Origin of the sequence: Ottowia thiooxydans, assembly GCF_040548795.1 — a bacterium.
GTDB lineage: Bacteria > Pseudomonadota > Gammaproteobacteria > Burkholderiales > Burkholderiaceae_C > Ottowia > Ottowia thiooxydans_A.
In genome coordinates, this window is sequence record NZ_JBEPSH010000006.1 from 57,243 (window position 1) to 72,256 (window position 15,014).

The 15,014-nt window shown below is 57.4% G+C and carries 21 protein-coding genes; 1 reads left to right on the top strand and 20 read right to left on the bottom strand.

The window, feature by feature from the left end; all coding sequences use genetic code 11:
• Positions 1-35: 35 nt before the first annotated feature.
• A complete protein-coding gene (locus ABIE13_RS15035; protein WP_436278433.1) occupies positions 36-518 on the bottom strand; it encodes a GNAT family N-acetyltransferase in 483 nt (160 codons plus the stop codon).
• A gap of 57 nt (positions 519-575) precedes the next feature.
• A complete protein-coding gene (locus ABIE13_RS15040; protein WP_354444832.1) occupies positions 576-1,253 on the bottom strand; it encodes a cytochrome b/b6 domain-containing protein in 678 nt (225 codons plus the stop codon).
• A 192-nt stretch (positions 1,254-1,445) separates the two neighbouring features.
• On the opposite strand from ABIE13_RS15040, the gene ABIE13_RS15045 reads away from it, so the two are divergent.
• Positions 1,446-1,901, top strand: coding sequence for a c-type cytochrome (locus ABIE13_RS15045; RefSeq protein WP_354444834.1), 456 nt, complete (start codon positions 1,446-1,448; stop codon positions 1,899-1,901).
• 90 nt (positions 1,902-1,991) lie between these two features.
• Here ABIE13_RS15045 and ABIE13_RS15050 read toward each other — a convergent pair whose 3' ends face one another.
• From ABIE13_RS15050 to ABIE13_RS15135, 18 genes are all read right to left on the bottom strand, one after another.
• Positions 1,992-2,486 (bottom strand): peroxiredoxin family protein, encoded by a 495-nt coding sequence (locus ABIE13_RS15050; protein WP_354444836.1) that lies wholly within the window; start codon positions 2,484-2,486, stop codon positions 1,992-1,994.
• Between the two features lie 244 nt (positions 2,487-2,730).
• Positions 2,731-3,234, bottom strand: a complete 504-nt coding sequence (locus ABIE13_RS15055; protein WP_354444838.1) for a peroxiredoxin — start codon at positions 3,232-3,234, stop codon at positions 2,731-2,733.
• A 122-nt stretch (positions 3,235-3,356) separates the two neighbouring features.
• A complete protein-coding gene (gene rpsQ / locus ABIE13_RS15060; protein WP_231695473.1) occupies positions 3,357-3,626 on the bottom strand; it encodes a 30S ribosomal protein S17 in 270 nt (89 codons plus the stop codon).
• A gap of 10 nt (positions 3,627-3,636) precedes the next feature.
• Positions 3,637-3,834 (bottom strand): 50S ribosomal protein L29, encoded by a 198-nt coding sequence (gene rpmC / locus ABIE13_RS15065; RefSeq protein WP_028603966.1) that lies wholly within the window; start codon positions 3,832-3,834, stop codon positions 3,637-3,639.
• 16 nt (positions 3,835-3,850) lie between these two features.
• Positions 3,851-4,267 carry a 50S ribosomal protein L16 gene (gene rplP / locus ABIE13_RS15070; protein WP_028603965.1) on the bottom strand — a complete coding sequence of 139 codons (417 nt, stop codon included), beginning with the start codon at positions 4,265-4,267 and terminating at the stop codon, positions 3,851-3,853.
• Positions 4,268-4,269: 2 nt separating this feature from the next.
• Positions 4,270-5,166, bottom strand: a complete 897-nt coding sequence (rpsC, locus tag ABIE13_RS15075; protein WP_354444841.1) for a 30S ribosomal protein S3 — start codon at positions 5,164-5,166, stop codon at positions 4,270-4,272.
• A 22-nt stretch (positions 5,167-5,188) separates the two neighbouring features.
• Positions 5,189-5,518 (bottom strand): 50S ribosomal protein L22, encoded by a 330-nt coding sequence (gene rplV / locus ABIE13_RS15080; RefSeq protein ID WP_028603963.1) that lies wholly within the window; start codon positions 5,516-5,518, stop codon positions 5,189-5,191.
• 11 nt (positions 5,519-5,529) lie between these two features.
• Positions 5,530-5,805: a 30S ribosomal protein S19 gene (gene rpsS / locus ABIE13_RS15085; RefSeq protein ID WP_028603962.1), complete on the bottom strand. Its 276-nt coding sequence runs from the start codon at positions 5,803-5,805 to the stop codon at positions 5,530-5,532.
• A gap of 10 nt (positions 5,806-5,815) precedes the next feature.
• Complete coding sequence (gene rplB, locus ABIE13_RS15090) at positions 5,816-6,640, bottom strand: 50S ribosomal protein L2 (RefSeq protein ID WP_354444843.1); 825 nt, start codon at positions 6,638-6,640, stop codon at positions 5,816-5,818.
• Between the two features lie 3 nt (positions 6,641-6,643).
• A complete protein-coding gene (gene rplW, locus ABIE13_RS15095) occupies positions 6,644-6,964 on the bottom strand; it encodes a 50S ribosomal protein L23 (RefSeq protein WP_354444845.1) in 321 nt (106 codons plus the stop codon).
• Positions 6,961-7,581: a 50S ribosomal protein L4 gene (gene rplD / locus ABIE13_RS15100; RefSeq protein ID WP_354444847.1), complete on the bottom strand. Its 621-nt coding sequence runs from the start codon at positions 7,579-7,581 to the stop codon at positions 6,961-6,963. Before rplD ends, rplW begins: the two co-directional genes overlap by 4 nt.
• Positions 7,581-8,267 carry a 50S ribosomal protein L3 gene (gene rplC / locus ABIE13_RS15105; RefSeq protein WP_354444849.1) on the bottom strand — a complete coding sequence of 229 codons (687 nt, stop codon included), beginning with the start codon at positions 8,265-8,267 and terminating at the stop codon, positions 7,581-7,583. The genes rplD and rplC overlap by 1 nt, the downstream gene beginning before the upstream one ends.
• Before the next feature lie 315 nt (positions 8,268-8,582).
• On the bottom strand, positions 8,583-8,897 hold the full coding sequence (rpsJ, locus tag ABIE13_RS15110; protein ID WP_354444851.1) for a 30S ribosomal protein S10: 315 nt from the start codon (positions 8,895-8,897) through the stop codon (positions 8,583-8,585).
• 12 nt (positions 8,898-8,909) lie between these two features.
• On the bottom strand, positions 8,910-10,100 hold the full coding sequence (gene tuf / locus ABIE13_RS15115; RefSeq protein WP_354443743.1) for an elongation factor Tu: 1,191 nt from the start codon (positions 10,098-10,100) through the stop codon (positions 8,910-8,912).
• Between the two features lie 240 nt (positions 10,101-10,340).
• Positions 10,341-12,449, bottom strand: a complete 2,109-nt coding sequence (fusA, locus tag ABIE13_RS15120; RefSeq protein ID WP_354444853.1) for an elongation factor G — start codon at positions 12,447-12,449, stop codon at positions 10,341-10,343.
• A 111-nt stretch (positions 12,450-12,560) separates the two neighbouring features.
• Positions 12,561-13,031: a 30S ribosomal protein S7 gene (gene rpsG / locus ABIE13_RS15125; protein ID WP_354444855.1), complete on the bottom strand. Its 471-nt coding sequence runs from the start codon at positions 13,029-13,031 to the stop codon at positions 12,561-12,563.
• A 171-nt stretch (positions 13,032-13,202) separates the two neighbouring features.
• Entirely contained in the window at positions 13,203-13,580 is a 378-nt protein-coding gene (gene rpsL / locus ABIE13_RS15130) for a 30S ribosomal protein S12 (protein ID WP_028604395.1), read from the bottom strand.
• A gap of 251 nt (positions 13,581-13,831) precedes the next feature.
• Entirely contained in the window at positions 13,832-14,998 is a 1,167-nt protein-coding gene (locus ABIE13_RS15135) for a D-alanyl-D-alanine carboxypeptidase family protein (protein ID WP_354444857.1), read from the bottom strand.
• Positions 14,999-15,014: the final 16 nt, after the last annotated feature.

Below are 15,014 nucleotides of genomic sequence, written 5' to 3' on the forward strand. Positions count from 1 at the left end.
GTTTAGCAAAGGCAGCGCCTCACGCACCGAAGAAATCAGCAGCCCGGCAAATCTGCCTTGAGGTAGTGCGCTCCGGCAATAGGGTTGTGATAGTAGGGGGGAATTTCCATGAAGCCGAGCTCTTCATAGAGGGCTCGTGCGGCTTCCATGTCACTCAGCGTGTCGAGCAAGACGCAAGCATAGCCCAAGCGCTCAGCCATCTCGAGAATGGACTCCGCGAGTTGGCGCCCTAGTCCGAAGCCGCGAAAGGCCTTGCGGACATACAGGCGTTTCATTTCCGAGGCGTTGCTGTAATCCACGTCATCTAGCGGAGACAGGGCACAACAGCCTGCCGCCTCTCCATCGACCAGCGCCAGCAACAGGACACCCCTGGGCTCGGCGTACTCGCCGGGCAGCTGTGCCAGCTCTTCCTTGAAGCCCTGAAAATCCAGATCGACCTGAAGGCTCGATGCGTACTCTTCAAACAACTCGCCAATGACCTTGATTTGCTCGGGCGTGTGGGCGACGACGATTTCTATAGGGGGTGGAGTATCCAATGCAGTGGGCCGCGCGTGGCGCGAAATATAGTCTCAGGCTCAGTTTAGCGCAGGACTGGCCAGGCCCACCACCGTATAAACGATGGCTATGGCCGCCAAAAGCACCACCAAAGCCAGCCAACGCGTCTTGGCGGAATCCCGTGTCGCCACCACCTCCGCGGCAAGGGTCTTGTCGCCGCCCAACATGGGCTTGATCAGATTGTTCTTCTTGGCAACCCAATAAATCAGCACCGCCACAATGTGCAGGACGATCAGGGCGATCACCAGAAGTTGCCCCCAATCCTTGTGGTAGCCCGTGGCCAGATTGACTGTATCGCCAGACACCAAAGCGGTCAGCGGCCCGGAAAAGGCGATTTCATCATCCGAAATCAAACCAGTCCCCACTTGCGCCCCCAGCACGAGCAACATGGCAAAAACGGAGAGCGCGCCAAGGGGGGTGTGCCCAGCCGTATCCTGCGCCAGGGCTTTCCCACGAAGGTAGCGGCCCAAGCGGGCCGGTGTCGGGAAAAACGAGGTAAACCTGGACCAATGACCGCCCACCAGGCCCCAGATCACTCGAAACACCAGCAACGCAAACACCACGTAGCCCAGGCGAATATGCCAAGTCATGGCATTGCCGCCCACCTTGCCGGAGATCACTAACCCTATGACCGCTGCTGCGAGGAGCCAATGGAATATTCGGGTGGGAAGATCCCAGATGCGGGTGGTTTTCATCATGAACGATTTCGTGGGGGGTCGATCACCGAACGTGCATTCTGCACACGCCGTACGGAATTATTATGGAAGTTCAGGCAAGATATGCTCCGCAAGGGCGCACCGCTATGAACTGCAGTGTAGTGGCTTCATAGCCGGCGGCTTCGCGCGCCGGATGGCTTGTTTCAGTTTCCCGACACCAAAGAAAGAACCACGATGAAAAAACTGATATCGATTGTTTTGGCGGTTGGCGCCTTAGGCCTGGCTGTACCCGCCAGCGCCCAGTTTGCCAAACCCGAAGATGCCATCAAGTACCGCCAAGCGGCCTTGACCTTGCTCGGCAACCATTTTGGCCACCTGGGCGGTATGGCTCAAGGCCGTATTCCATTTGATGCCGCCGCCGCGTCCCTGGACGCGGATGTCGTCGCACTGGCATCCAAACTGCCCTGGCATGCCTTCGGCCCGGGTACGGACACTGGACGCCCCAACGCTGCCAAACCCGAAGTCTGGAAAGAGCAAGCCAAGTTCAAGGAACTGAGCGACAAGATGCAAGCCGAGGTGACCAAGGTCGCCGCTGCAGCCAAGACTGGGAACCTGGACAATCTGAAAGGCGCCTTCGGCCCCGCCGCGCAAAGCTGCAAAGCCTGCCACGACGACTTCCGCAAACGTTGATGTAAAAACAGCCAGGAGCGCTATGGGCCTGGCTGTTGAGTACGATAGGGCAATTCACAGCCCTGGATCGCCACGCGCTCCAGGCTGTCGTCAGGCCTCAGCCAGAAGCTTTTCAATCAACTGGTGAAGCTCGGCAAAATCTGGCGCACCCACATAGCGCTTCACGATCTCACCTTTTTTATTGACGATATACGTCGTGGGGGTCAATTTGACTTCGCCCCATGCCTGGGCCACGGCGCCCGTGTTGTCGATAGCCACCTTGAATGGCAACTTGCGAGTCTCGGCGAAGTTGACCACGTAATTCGGCGGGTCGTAGCTCATGGCTACGGCCAGAGTTTCATAGCCGCGTGATTTGAACTTGTCGTAGGTTGAGACGATTTGCGGCATCTCTGCCACACAAGTGGTGCAACTGGTTGCCCAGAAATTAACCAGGGTCACCTTGCCCTTCAACTCTTGCGTGGTGGTACGGCTACCGTCCAACAGCACAAAGGTGGACGCTGGCGCGGCATCCTTGGCACAACCAGCCAACGCCAACACGGCAGCGGTCGTCCCGGCAACGAGAAGTGTTCTAAAAGCGAGTTTCATGGCTAATCTTGGATTGTAGGACCAACGGACTCCTGGCGCGTGACAGGTCCGAATTCTCCGGCAACCACCCCAGACCCAGAATAGAGCAGATTTACAGCGGCAAGTTCACTTGACTCATGCGCTCTGATGGCTCTCCTGCACAGGAACTGCCCGAGGAGGCAGATTCCCAGCGCCTCTGGCCAACCCAAAATGCGTGAACCTGACCGCCCTGCACCAGCAAGGCGGCCTGGCAAACGGCCGAGATTTATTTGGCTTGGGCCAGCATGGTCGCACCGTCGCTGACTTCAAATTTGCCAGGGCCTTCCACATTCAGCGTGGCCACCTTGCCGTCTTTGACCAGCATGGAGTACCGATTGCTGCGCACACCCATGCCGCGCCCTGTGAGGTCCAGGGTCAAGCCGGTGGCCTTGGCAAATTCAGCGCTGCCGTCGGCGAGGAAGCGGATCTTGCCCGCAGCCTTTTGGTCACGCGCCCAGGCGCCCATGACAAAGGCATCGTTCACGGACAGGCACCAGATCTCGTCCACGCCTGCTGCTTTCAGCGCCTCTGCATTTTCAAGATAGCCGGGCACGTGCTTGGCAGAGCAGGTCGGGGTGAATGCGCCGGGAACGGCAAATACGGCGACGGTCTTGCCGGCAGCGGCAGAAGCCACTTCCACCGGGTTCGGACCGATACTGCAGCCATTGCCTTCCACCTCGGAATACTCGGTCAAGGTGACGGCAGGCAGGGTGTCTCCAACTTTGATCATGGAATGAATCTCCTTCTAAAAAAACAAAAAAAAGCGACTCACATTGTGAGTCGCTTTTCGCTTTCACGCGCATAACGCGGAAAAGTAGGCTTGGTGCCCGCGCGGATTCTTAGAACAAGTTCTTAGACCACAGCGGCTTTTTGCACCAGTCGTGTCGCTACCCAGTTTTTAGTCTTGGACAGCGGACGGCTTTCAGTGATCTCGATCACGTCGCCCAGTTTGTACTCGCCATTTTCGTCATGAGCGTGGTACTTGCTGGAACGCATCACGATCTTGTCGTAGATCGGGTGCTTCACGCGGCGCTCGATCAGCACCGTCACGGTCTTGGCGCGCTTGTCGCTGACGACCTTGCCGACCAGCGTGCGCTTGAGGGATGTTTTGGCTTCCGTCATGGTCACGTCCTTACTTGGCGGCTGACTGCTTTTCAGCAATCAGGGTCTTGGCGCGAGCAATCGCGCGGCGGGTCGAACGCAGCTGGCTGGTGTTATTCAGTTGCTGCGTGGCCTTTTGCATACGCAGGTTGAAGTGGGCCTTTTGCAGGTCCTTGACTTCAGCTTGCAGGCCGGCGACGTCTTTTTGGCGCAGTTCAGCGGTTTTCATTTTCTATGTTCCTCGCTTACTGGCCAATCATGCGTGTAACGAAGGTCGTGCGCAGTGGCAGCTTGGCGGCAGCCAGCTGGAACGCTTCACGAGCCAACGCTTCAGGCACGCCGACGATTTCGTACAGCACCTTACCTGGCTGAATTTCAGCCACGTAATACTCAGGGTTACCCTTACCGTTACCCATCCGGACTTCAGCCGGCTTGGTTGAAATCGGCTTGTCTGGGAACACGCGGATCCAGATACGGCCACCACGCTTGACATGGCGCGAGATCGCGCGGCGTGCTGACTCGATCTGGCGCGCCGTGAGGCGGCCGCGGTCGGTGGATTTGAGACCGAAGTCGCCGAAGGCCACGGTATTGCCACGAGTGGCGATACCGGTATTGCGGCCTTTCTGCTCCTTGCGGTATTTTCTGCGTGCAGGTTGCAGCATGTTTACTCTCCTTTAGCGCCGTCAGCTGCTGCAGCTGGCGCGGCTTTGCGAACGCGCTTAACGGCGGATTTGGCGTCAGCCCCTGCGGCCTCCGCGGGTTTGTCGCTACCATCGGCAGGCGCTGCGTTGCTACCACCAGCGCGGCGGGGACCGCCACGGCCAGCACGGTCGCCACCAGGGCCACCACGGCCATCACGACGTGGGCCACGTGGACCGCGACGCTCTTCGCCTTCTGGGCGTGGCGTGCTGTCCAGCGAAGGCGCGTCGTTGCGGCCCAGTGTGTCGCCTTTGTAGACCCAGACCTTGACACCGATGATGCCGTAGGTGGTCTTGGCTTCGCTGGTACCGTAGTCGATGTCAGCGCGCAGTGTGTGCAGTGGCACACGGCCTTCGCGATACCACTCTGTACGAGCGATCTCGATGCCGTTCAGACGGCCAGCAGACATGATCTTGATGCCTTGAGCACCCAGACGCATGGCGTTCTGCATGGCGCGCTTCATGGCGCGGCGGAACATGATCCGCTTTTCGAGCTGCTGTGTGATCGAATCAGCGATCAGCTGGGCATCGACTTCAGGCTTGCGCACTTCTTCGATGTTGACGGCCACTGGCACGCCCAACTTGTCTGCCAAGTCTTTCTTGAGCTTTTCGATGTCCTCGCCTTTTTTACCGATCACCACACCCGGACGAGCCGAGAAAATGGTGATGCGGGCGTTCTTGGCAGGACGCTCGATCAGAACGCGCGAAACGGCGGCGTTCTTCAGCTTGGCCTTCAGGTACTCGCGAACCTTGATGTCTTCAGCCAGCATGCCAGCGAAGTCACGGTTGTTGGCGTACCAGCGGCTGGACCAGTTACGGCTAACGGAAAGCCGAAAACCGGTAGGATGGATTTTCTGTCCCATAGTATTTCTCGGGCTTTCCGTATCAGTAGCCGACCGTCACGTACACATGGCACGTGGGCTTCGACAGGCGGGCACCCCGGCCTTTGGCGCGGGCGGCTGAACGCTTGAGCGTCGTGCCTTGCTCGACGTAGATCGTCTTGACGCGGAGTTCGTCAATGTCTGCACCATCGTTGTGCTCAGCGTTGGCAACTGCCGACTCGAGCACCTTGCGCACGATAGGCGCTGCCTTCTTCTGTGTGAAGTTGAGGATATTCAGGGCCTGGTCCACTTTCTTACCGCGGATCAGGTCGGCCACCAGACGGCCTTTGTCGACCGACAGGCGTACGCCACGAAGGACTGCACGTGTTTCCATGAGTCTTCTCCTTATTTCTTGGCTTTTTTGTCCGCCGCGTGACCTTTGAAGGTACGCGTCAGGGCAAATTCACCCAACTTGTGGCCGACCATCTGGTCAGTCACGTACACAGGCACGTGCTGCTTGCCGTTGTGCACAGCAATGGTCAGGCCGATGAAATCGGGCAAGATCATTGAGCGACGCGACCAGGTCTTGACGGGCTTCTTGTCTTTGGTGGCCACGGCCTTGTCGACCTTGGCCAGCAGATGATGGTCAACAAACGGACCCTTTTTGAGAGAGCGAGTCATTTGTTAGTCCTTATTTCTTGCGACGCGACACAACCATTACCTGGGTGCGCTTGTTGTTGCGAGTGCGATAGCCCTTGGTCAGGTTGCCCCATGGATCGACAGGCGCGCGGCCTTCACCAGTGCGACCTTCACCACCACCGTGCGGGTGATCGACCGGGTTCATGGCAACGCCGCGAACCGTTGGGCGAATACCCATCCAGCGCTTGACACCGGCCTTGCCCAAACGGCGCAGGCTGTGCTCTTCGTTGGCAACTTCACCGATCGTGGCGCGGCACTCGATATGGATCTTGCGGACTTCGCCAGAGCGCATACGCACTTGAGCGTAAGTGCCTTCGCGCGCCAAAAGCGTAGCCGATGTACCAGCCGAGCGAACAATCTGAGCACCAGCACCTGGCTTGAGCTCGATGCAGTGGATGGTGGAACCCACTGGGATGTTGCGGATCGGCAGGGTGTTGCCAGCGCGGATAGGCGCTTCGGAGCCGCTCATCAGCTGGCTACCAACTTCAACACCGCGAGGAGCGATGATGTAGCGGCGCTCGCCGTCAGCGTAGCAAACCAGAGCGATGTGTGCCGAACGGTTTGGATCGTATTCAATACGCTCGACCTTGGCAGGAATACCGTCCTTGTTGCGACGGAAATCGACGACGCGGTAATGATGGCGATGACCGCCGCCACGATGGCGCGTAGTGATGTGACCGTTGTTGTTACGACCGGCTTTCTGGAATTGTGGTTCCAGCAGCGGAGCGTAGCCTTCACCTTTGTGCAGGTGATCGCGCGTGACTTTGACCTGACCGCGACGGCCAGGGGAAGTCGGTTTAATCTTGATGACAGCCATGACTTACGCGGCCTCCCCAGACAGGTTCAACTCCTGGCCTTCCTTGAGCATGACGTACGCTTTACGCACGTTGTCGCGACGACCGATTGCCCGGCCGAAACGCTTTGTCTTGCCCTTGGTATTGACCACGGAAACGCCCTTGACCTCGACCTTGAACAGCAGCTCTACAGCAGCTTTGATCTCTGGCTTGGTAGCGTTTTGCAGCACCTTGAAGGTGACCGCATTGGACTTTTCAGCCACCATGGTGGCCTTTTCCGAGATGATGGGTGCCAACAGCACTTGCATCAACCGGCCTTCGTCGAATTTATTGGCGGCGGTGCTCATGCGAACATCTCCTTGAGCTTGTCGATGGCGCCCTTGGTTACGAGCACTTTCTTGTAGTGCACCAAAGACACCGGATCGGCGTAGCGCGGTTCGATGACCAGCACATTGCCGAGGTTGCGCGAAGCCAGGTACAGGTTCTCATCGACTTCGTCGGAGATCACGAGCACGGAATTGAGCTTCATGGCTTTGAGCTTGTCAGCCAGCTGCTTGGTCTTGGGAGAGTCGACCTTGATCGAATCCACCACGGCCAGGCGGCCTTCACGAGCCAGCTGCGAGAAGATGGACGCCATGCCGGCGCGGTACATCTTCTTGTTGATTTTCTGGCTGAAGTTTTCTTCAGGGCTGTTCGGGAAAATCCGACCGCCCCCACGCCACAGAGGCGAGGACGTCATACCAGCACGAGCATTACCCGTACCCTTTTGACGGAAAGGCTTCTTGGTGGAGTGCTTGACCTGCTCGCGGTCTTTTTGTGCACGTGTTCCCTGGCGCGCATTGGCCTGATAGGCCACCACGAGCTGGTGAATCAGCGATTCGTTGTAATCGCGACCGAACACAGTCTCGGGCGCGTCCACTTTGGAAGCTGCCTGACCTTGGTCGTTGAGGAATTCAAGCTGCATTACTTAGCCCCTTCCTTCGCGGCCGTCTTTGGCTGGCCTTTGACTGCTGGATGCACGGTGACGAAGCCGCCACGCGAACCAGGCACAGCGCCTTTGATCAGCAACAACTGACGTGCTTCGTCTACACGAATGACGTCGAGGTTTTGCGTGGTCACGGTTTCGTCGCCCATGTGGCCGGTCATCTTCTTACCGGGGAACACACGGCCTGGATCTTGCGCCATCGAGATCGAACCTGGCACATTGTGCGAACGGCTGTTACCGTGCGATGCGCGCTGCGAACTGAAGTTGTGGCGTTTGATGGTACCGGCGAAGCCTTTACCAATGGAAGTGCCTTGCACGTCGACCTTTTGGCCGGCGGAGAACACATCCGTCACGGGAACGGTGCTGCCTGCGGCGTACTTGCCAGCAACATCACTGTCCACACGGAACTCACGGAGGATTTCACCGGCTTCCACGCCCGCTTTAGCGAGGTGACCGGCTTCAGGCTTAGTGACACGCGAAGCTTTGCGTGTACCAAACGTGACCTGCAGGGCCACGTAGCCATCGTTTTCCTGGGTTTTGACCTGGGTGACGCGGTTGTTTGATACATCTACCACTGTGACAGGCACTGCATCGCCGTCATCAGTGAACAGACGCATCATGCCCACCTTGCGCCCCAGCAACCCCAATCGATTGCCTTGACTCATTTATTGCTCCAGTACTTTCACCGCGCCTGCTGCAATTGGCTTGCGCGTTTGGTGTATGAAAGAAGGGTTGATATAGAACTTACCTTGTTTTGCCGGCTCTTCCGAGCCGCAAAAATAGGCAAGCCTGCGATTATAAGTGCGACTTGGAATTTCGGCAAGTCACAAGTAGATAAGGGCTGACAGCGTTGCTTCTCAGCAGCTATCAGCCCCCTCCTCCCTGCTTTCCTTAACCGAGCGCCCTTTGTCAGAGCGCTTTCCAAGGGGCAGGGAATTGCTTCTTCGATCCACAAGGAAGCTTGGCTTCCTTGCCTGCGTTTATTGCAGTTTGATCTCGACGTCCACGCCAGCTGGCAGATCGAGCTTCATCAGCGCGTCTACAGTTTTATCTGTCGGGTCGACGATGTCCATCAGGCGCTGGTGCGTACGGATTTCGAACTGGTCGCGGCTGGTCTTGTTGACGTGCGGCGAACGCAGGATGTCGAAACGCTTCATGCGTGTGGGCAGCGGCACTGGGCCTTTGACCACAGCACCAGTGCGCTTGGCAGTGTCAACGATTTCAGCTGCAGACTGGTCGATCAGCTTGTAATCGAACGCTTTCAGGCGAATGCGGATTTTTTGTTTGTTAGCCATGATTCGCCTGCCTTACGCAATGATTTTTGCAACCACGCCGGCGCCGACGGTACGGCCACCTTCACGGATAGCGAAGCGCAGACCTTCTTCCATGGCGATAGGAGCGATCAGCTTGACGGTGATGCTCACGTTGTCGCCAGGCATGACCATCTCTTTGCCTTCTGGCAGCTCGATGGAGCCGGTCACGTCTGTTGTACGGAAGTAGAACTGAGGACGGTAGTTGTTGAAGAAAGGCGTGTGACGGCCACCTTCATCTTTGCTCAGTACATACACTTCGCCTGTGAAGTGCGTGTGTGGCTTGATGGAGCCTGGCTTGCACAGCACTTGGCCGCGCTCGACGTCTTCACGCTTGGTGCCGCGCAGCAAGATACCCACGTTGTCGCCTGCTTGACCTTGGTCGAGCAGCTTGCGGAACATTTCCACGCCCGTGCAAGTAGTCTTCTGGGTGTTCTTGATACCGACGATTTCGATTTCTTCGCCGACTTTGACAATACCGCGCTCGATACGGCCAGTCACCACAGTGCCGCGGCCAGAGATGGAGAACACGTCTTCCACAGGCATCAGGAAGGCACCGTCAATCGCACGCTCAGGCGTAGGAATGTAGGTGTCCAGCGCTTCAGCCAGCTTCATGATGGCCTCTTCACCCAGCTCGCCAGTGTCGCCTTCGAGGGCCAGCTTGGCAGAGCCTTTGATGATGGGGGTGTCATCGCCAGGGAATTCGTACTTGGACAGCAGCTCGCGCACTTCCATCTCGACCAGCTCGAGCAGTTCAGCGTCGTCCACCATGTCTGCCTTGTTCAGGAAAACGATGATGTAAGGCACGCCGACCTGACGCGACAGCAGAATGTGCTCACGCGTTTGGGGCATAGGGCCGTCAGCGGCCGAGCACACCAAGATAGCGCCGTCCATCTGGGCAGCGCCGGTAATCATGTTTTTAACGTAGTCAGCGTGACCTGGGCAGTCCACGTGAGCGTAGTGGCGGTTAGCCGTTTCGTACTCAACGTGCGCTGTGTTGATGGTGATGCCGCGCGCTTTTTCTTCTGGCGCTGCGTCAATCTGGTCATACGCTTTGGCTTCGCCGCCAAATTTCTTGGACAGCACAGTCGCAATGGCCGCTGTCAGCGTTGTCTTACCATGGTCAACGTGACCAATCGTGCCCACGTTCACGTGCGGTTTCGTCCGCTCGAATTTCTCTTTTCCCATTTCAAAACTCCATGTAAAGAACAAATGCCCGTGCTTGTTTAACGTCTCCAGCACCGAGGCCGCCACGGGCAGCTCCCCTACGCCCTGCGGGCGTTGCCAAAGACAAATCCACTAACTCAACCTCAACCAACCTAACCATCACCCCCCCACTTTCGAGGGCACCCGCGGAGCTGGCTTTGCCAGGCCGCTGGGTGCGCCCCCTTGAGGGGGTAGGCGGCAATGCCGCCTTCAGGGGTGGGTTTATTTAGCCCGAGCAGCCACAATGGCTTCAGCGACGTTCTTAGGCGCTTCAGCGTAGTGTTTGAATTCCATGGTGTACGTAGCGCGGCCTTGTGTAGCCGAGCGCAGCGTCGTGGAGTAGCCAAACATCTCGGACAGAGGAACCTCTGCCTTGATGGCTTTGCCACCGCCAGCCATGTCGTCCATGCCTTGAACCATACCGCGACGGCTGGACAGATCGCCCATCACGTTACCGGCGTAGTCTTCAGGTGTTTCCACTTCGACAGCCATCATGGGCTCCAGGATCACGGGAGTGGCCTTGCGAGCTGCTTCCTTGAAGCCGAAGATAGCGGCCATCTTGAACGCTTGTTCAGATGAGTCCACATCGTGGTAGGAACCGAAGGTCAGGCGAACTTTGACGTCGACCACAGGGTAGCCAGCCAGAACACCGCTGTTCAGCGCCTCTTCCACACCCTTCTGCACTGCAGGGATGTATTCGCGTGGCACCACGCCGCCCTTGATTTCGTCGACGAATTCAAAGCCTTTGCCTGGCTCTTGTGGCTCCAGTGTGAAGACGACGTGACCGTACTGGCCTTTACCGCCCGACTGACGCACAAACTTGCCTTCGACATCGGTCACTGTCTTGCGCACGGTTTCGCGGTAGGCCACTTGTGGCTTACCCACGTTGGCTTCAACGCCGAATTCGCGCTTCATGCGGTCAACAATGATCTCCAGGTGCAATTCACCCATGCCGGAGATGATGGTCTGACCAGACTCTTCGTCTGTGCGCACGCGGAACGATGGATCTTCGGAAGCCAGGCGTTGCAGAGCAATGCCCATTTTTTCCTGGTCAACCTTGGTCTTGGGTTCCACAGCTTGCGAAATCACAGGCTCAGGGAACACCATGCGCTCCAGCACGATAGGCTCGCTAGGATCGCTCAGTGTTTCACCGGTGGTGACGTCCTTCAGACCCACGCAAGCGGCGATGTCGCCCGCAACGATCTCTTCGATCTCGATACGGTCGTTGGCCATCATCTGCACGATACGGCCGATACGCTCTTTCTTGCCCTTGACGGTGTTGATAACCGTGTCACCTTTCTTCAACACGCCCGAGTAGACGCGCACGAAAGTCAACTGGCCGACGAACGGGTCAGTCATGAGCTTGAATGCCAGCGCAGAGAATTTTTCCGTGTCTTCGGCTTTGCGAGACACTGATTTCTCTTCGTCATCGGCATCGGTGCCGGTGACAGGTGGAATATCCACTGGCGAAGGCAGGAAGTCGATCACGGCGTCCAGCATGCGCTGAACACCCTTGTTCTTGAACGCAGTACCGCACAGCATAGGCTGGATCTCGGTGGAGATCGTACGGTTACGCAGGCCGAGCTTGATCTCTGCCTCGCTGAGGTCACCCTCTTCGAGGTATTTGTTCATCAGCTCTTCACTGGACTCAGCCGCAGCTTCGACCATGTTTTCGCGCCACTTCTGAGCGTCCGCTGCCAGCTCGGCAGGGATTTCAGCGTAGTCGAACTTCATGCCCTGTGAAGCTTCATCCCAGATGATGGCCTTCATTTTGATCAGATCCACCACGCCTTTGAAGTTGTCTTCGGCGCCGATTGGAATCACCACTGGCACAGGGTTGGCCTTCAGACGAACCTTCATCTGGTCATAGACCTTGAAGAAGTTCGCGCCGGTGCGGTCCATCTTGTTGACGAACGCGAGACGAGGCACTTTGTACTTATTGGCTTGGCGCCACACAGTTTCGGACTGTGGCTGGACGCCGCCCACGGCACAGTAGACCATGCAGGCGCCATCAAGCACGCGCATGGAACGCTCCACCTCAATGGTGAAGTCCACGTGGCCGGGGGTATCAATGATGTTGAAGCGGTGCTCGGGGTAGGACAAGTCCATACCTTTCCAGAAGCACGTCACGGCAGCCGAAGTAATGGTGATGCCGCGCTCTTGTTCCTGCTCCATCCAGTCGGTCGTGGCCGCGCCGTCGTGCACTTCGCCCAGCTTGTGGTTCACGCCGGTGTAAAACAGAATGCGCTCGGTAGTCGTGGTCTTGCCAGCGTCGATGTGTGCCGAGATACCGATGTTGCGATAGCGCTCGATGGGGGTTTTGCGAGCCATGATGAATCCTTGTGGAGTTGGGCGTTGAGCGTTCGGCGTTCAGCGCGAAAAACAGCGGGCCACCAGGCCCGCAGCACGCTCAACGCAATACGCCGAACGCTGAACCGATAATCAGAAGCGGAAGTGGCTGAATGCCTTGTTGGCTTCGGCCATACGGTGAACTTCGTCCCGTTTTTTCATGGCGCCACCACGACCTTCGTTGGCTTCCAGCAACTCGTTGGCCAGACGCTGCGCCATGGATTTTTCGCCACGCTTGCGAGCAGCTTCCTTGATCCAGCGCATGGACAGAGCCAGGCGGCGCACTGGGCGCACTTCAACAGGAACCTGGTAGTTCGCACCACCGACGCGGCGGGATTTAACTTCCACCATCGGCTTGACGTTGTTGATCGCGGTCACGAAAAGCTCAAGCGGATCTTTGCCGCTTTTCTTTTCCATGTTCTCGAGAGCACCATAAATGATGCGCTCGGCAACCGCTTTTTTACCGCCTTCCATGATCACGTTCATGAACTTGGAAAGCTCGACATTGCCGTATTTTGGATCCGGCAGAATTTCACGTTTAGGGACTTCGCGACGACGTGGCATGTTTCACCTCATATTGCTTCAGCTGATGCTCGGCCAGTCCTATTGACTCGAACACCGCGCAGATCATCAAACCTGCACTTACTCGACCTTTGTTCAAGGTCACTACGCTTGATTGAAGGACCAAGGCCCCATTCAAGCACCGAAAAATGACAAAAGCGCTTAAAAAGCCGATCAGGCTTTCTTCGGACGCTTGGCACCGTATTTGGAGCGCGACTGCTTGCGGTCTTTCACGCCTTGCAAATCGAGCGAACCGCGCACGATGTGGTAACGCACACCCGGCAAGTCCTTGACACGACCACCGCGCACGAGCACAACACTGTGCTCTTGCAGGTTGTGGCCTTCACCGCCGATGTACGAAATGACCTCGAAACCGTTGGTCAGACGCACTTTGGCAACTTTACGAAGAGCCGAGTTTGGCTTCTTAGGCGTCGTTGTATACACACGAGTGCACACACCGCGACGCTGCGGCGAGTTTTGCATCGCGGGGCTCTTGGATTTCGACTTCTCGACTGTCCGGCCCTGACGCACCAATTGACTGATGGTTGGCATTGAAAAAACGTCCCTAAACGTCTGGAAAAACCAAAGGCGCCGCCCGGCCTACTACCCGGCAGCGCACGCTTGAAGCCCCTCCCCACTAGCTGCCCAACGACTCATTCAAACGAATGACGCCAAGCACCATTCAAACGAATGACCCCAGCAGCTACCAAGGAAAAAGGCCCTGAATTTCCCGCCCCAAAATGCGGGAAAGCCTTAAAGTATAGCCCGTATTGGGCAATCCCGCAATGGGATGCCCTTGGGAGTTACTTGATCCACAGGCGCACGGCGTCCCACGCCCGGCCCATGAATCCAGCCTCTTCCACGCCTTCCAGGGCGACCAGAGGTACTTCGAGCAGCATTTGCTCACCCTGCTTGACCTTCAAAGTCGCTACAGCCTGGCCCTGCTTGATTGGCGCAATCAGAGGCTCAGGGCGTGCAATCTCGGTCTTGACCTGCGATGCGGTTCCCGCTGGCACTGCAACCACAATGGGTTCGTTGCGGCCAAGTTTCAACTCGCTCGCCTTGCCTTTCCAGATTTTGGGCGTCACCACGGCCTGACCACCATCAAACAGCTTGATGCCTTCGTAGGCGGTATAACCCCAATTGAGGAGCTTCTGCGATTCGCTGGCACGCGCACTTTCGCTGGCGGCGCCCAAAACCACCGTCAGAACGCGGCGCGAGCCCATGTTGGGAAAATCACGATTGGCCGTGGCCACGAGGCAGTAGCCCGCTGCATTGGTGTGTCCCGTTTTCAGACCATCGACGGTCGGATCGCGGTGCAGCAAGGGGTTGCGGTTGGTGGCGTTGCTGACAGGCGTGCCGGCGTAGTGGTACTTCTTGATGGAGTAGTAGCGCGCGTCGTCTGGAAAGTCTTGCAACAGGCGCATGGACAGGGTTGCCAGGTCGCGCGCCGTGGTGGTGTGCCCGGCTTCAGTCAAACCTTCCGGGTTTTTGTAGCTGGTGTTTTTCAAACCGAGCGCCTTGGCCTGGTCGTTCATCAACTGAACAAAGCGCTCGACTGAACCGCCAACACCTTCGGCCAGAGCGACCGTGGCATCGTTGCCAGATTGAACGATCATGCCCTTGATGAGGTCCTCGACTGGCACCTGCATCTTGGGATCAATGAACATACGCGATCCCGGCATTTTCCAAGCACGCTGGCTGACCGGCATGGTTTGGCTCAAGCTGATTTTCTTGGCCCGCAGCGCATCGAATACGACGTAGGCGGCCATGAGCTTCGTCAGGGAAGCAGGTTCCACCGGGGAATCGATGTCTTTGGAGCCCAGAATCTGGCCAGCCGTGACGTCCATGACCAACCAGGATTTGGCAGCGACTTCAGGCGGTTGGGGAAGCTGGGACGATTGCGCCGCGGCGACGAACGTCAGTGCAGAGAGAGTGAGTGCAGCGAGTGTCTTGAAAAATCGGTTCATGGGAAAAGCGCAAAAA

What these genes read in the sequence shown, in the direction of transcription:
- ABIE13_RS15040 (WP_354444832.1), bottom strand. Translation starts at nt 1,253, where the DNA reads ATGATGAAAACCACCCGCATCTGGGATCTTCCCACCCGAATATTCCAT.
- ABIE13_RS15045 (WP_354444834.1), top strand. Translation starts at nt 1,446, where the DNA reads ATGAAAAAACTGATATCGATTGTTTTGGCGGTTGGCGCCTTAGGCCTG.
- ABIE13_RS15050 (WP_354444836.1), bottom strand. Translation starts at nt 2,486, where the DNA reads ATGAAACTCGCTTTTAGAACACTTCTCGTTGCCGGGACGACCGCTGCC.
- ABIE13_RS15055 (WP_354444838.1), bottom strand. Translation starts at nt 3,234, where the DNA reads ATGATCAAAGTTGGAGACACCCTGCCTGCCGTCACCTTGACCGAGTAT.
- rpsQ (WP_231695473.1), bottom strand. Translation starts at nt 3,626, where the DNA reads ATGACGGAAGCCAAAACATCCCTCAAGCGCACGCTGGTCGGCAAGGTC.
- rpmC (WP_028603966.1), bottom strand. Translation starts at nt 3,834, where the DNA reads ATGAAAACCGCTGAACTGCGCCAAAAAGACGTCGCCGGCCTGCAAGCT.
- rplP (WP_028603965.1), bottom strand. Translation starts at nt 4,267, where the DNA reads ATGCTGCAACCTGCACGCAGAAAATACCGCAAGGAGCAGAAAGGCCGC.
- rpsC (WP_354444841.1), bottom strand. Translation starts at nt 5,166, where the DNA reads ATGGGACAGAAAATCCATCCTACCGGTTTTCGGCTTTCCGTTAGCCGT.
- rplV (WP_028603963.1), bottom strand. Translation starts at nt 5,518, where the DNA reads ATGGAAACACGTGCAGTCCTTCGTGGCGTACGCCTGTCGGTCGACAAA.
- rpsS (WP_028603962.1), bottom strand. Translation starts at nt 5,805, where the DNA reads ATGACTCGCTCTCTCAAAAAGGGTCCGTTTGTTGACCATCATCTGCTG.
- rplB (WP_354444843.1), bottom strand. Translation starts at nt 6,640, where the DNA reads ATGGCTGTCATCAAGATTAAACCGACTTCCCCTGGCCGTCGCGGTCAG.
- rplW (WP_354444845.1), bottom strand. Translation starts at nt 6,964, where the DNA reads ATGAGCACCGCCGCCAATAAATTCGACGAAGGCCGGTTGATGCAAGTG.
- rplD (WP_354444847.1), bottom strand. Translation starts at nt 7,581, where the DNA reads ATGCAGCTTGAATTCCTCAACGACCAAGGTCAGGCAGCTTCCAAAGTG.
- rplC (WP_354444849.1), bottom strand. Translation starts at nt 8,267, where the DNA reads ATGAGTCAAGGCAATCGATTGGGGTTGCTGGGGCGCAAGGTGGGCATG.
- rpsJ (WP_354444851.1), bottom strand. Translation starts at nt 8,897, where the DNA reads ATGGCTAACAAACAAAAAATCCGCATTCGCCTGAAAGCGTTCGATTAC.
- tuf (WP_354443743.1), bottom strand. Translation starts at nt 10,100, where the DNA reads ATGGGAAAAGAGAAATTCGAGCGGACGAAACCGCACGTGAACGTGGGC.
- fusA (WP_354444853.1), bottom strand. Translation starts at nt 12,449, where the DNA reads ATGGCTCGCAAAACCCCCATCGAGCGCTATCGCAACATCGGTATCTCG.
- rpsG (WP_354444855.1), bottom strand. Translation starts at nt 13,031, where the DNA reads ATGCCACGTCGTCGCGAAGTCCCTAAACGTGAAATTCTGCCGGATCCA.
- rpsL (WP_028604395.1), bottom strand. Translation starts at nt 13,580, where the DNA reads ATGCCAACCATCAGTCAATTGGTGCGTCAGGGCCGGACAGTCGAGAAG.
- ABIE13_RS15135 (WP_354444857.1), bottom strand. Translation starts at nt 14,998, where the DNA reads ATGAACCGATTTTTCAAGACACTCGCTGCACTCACTCTCTCTGCACTG.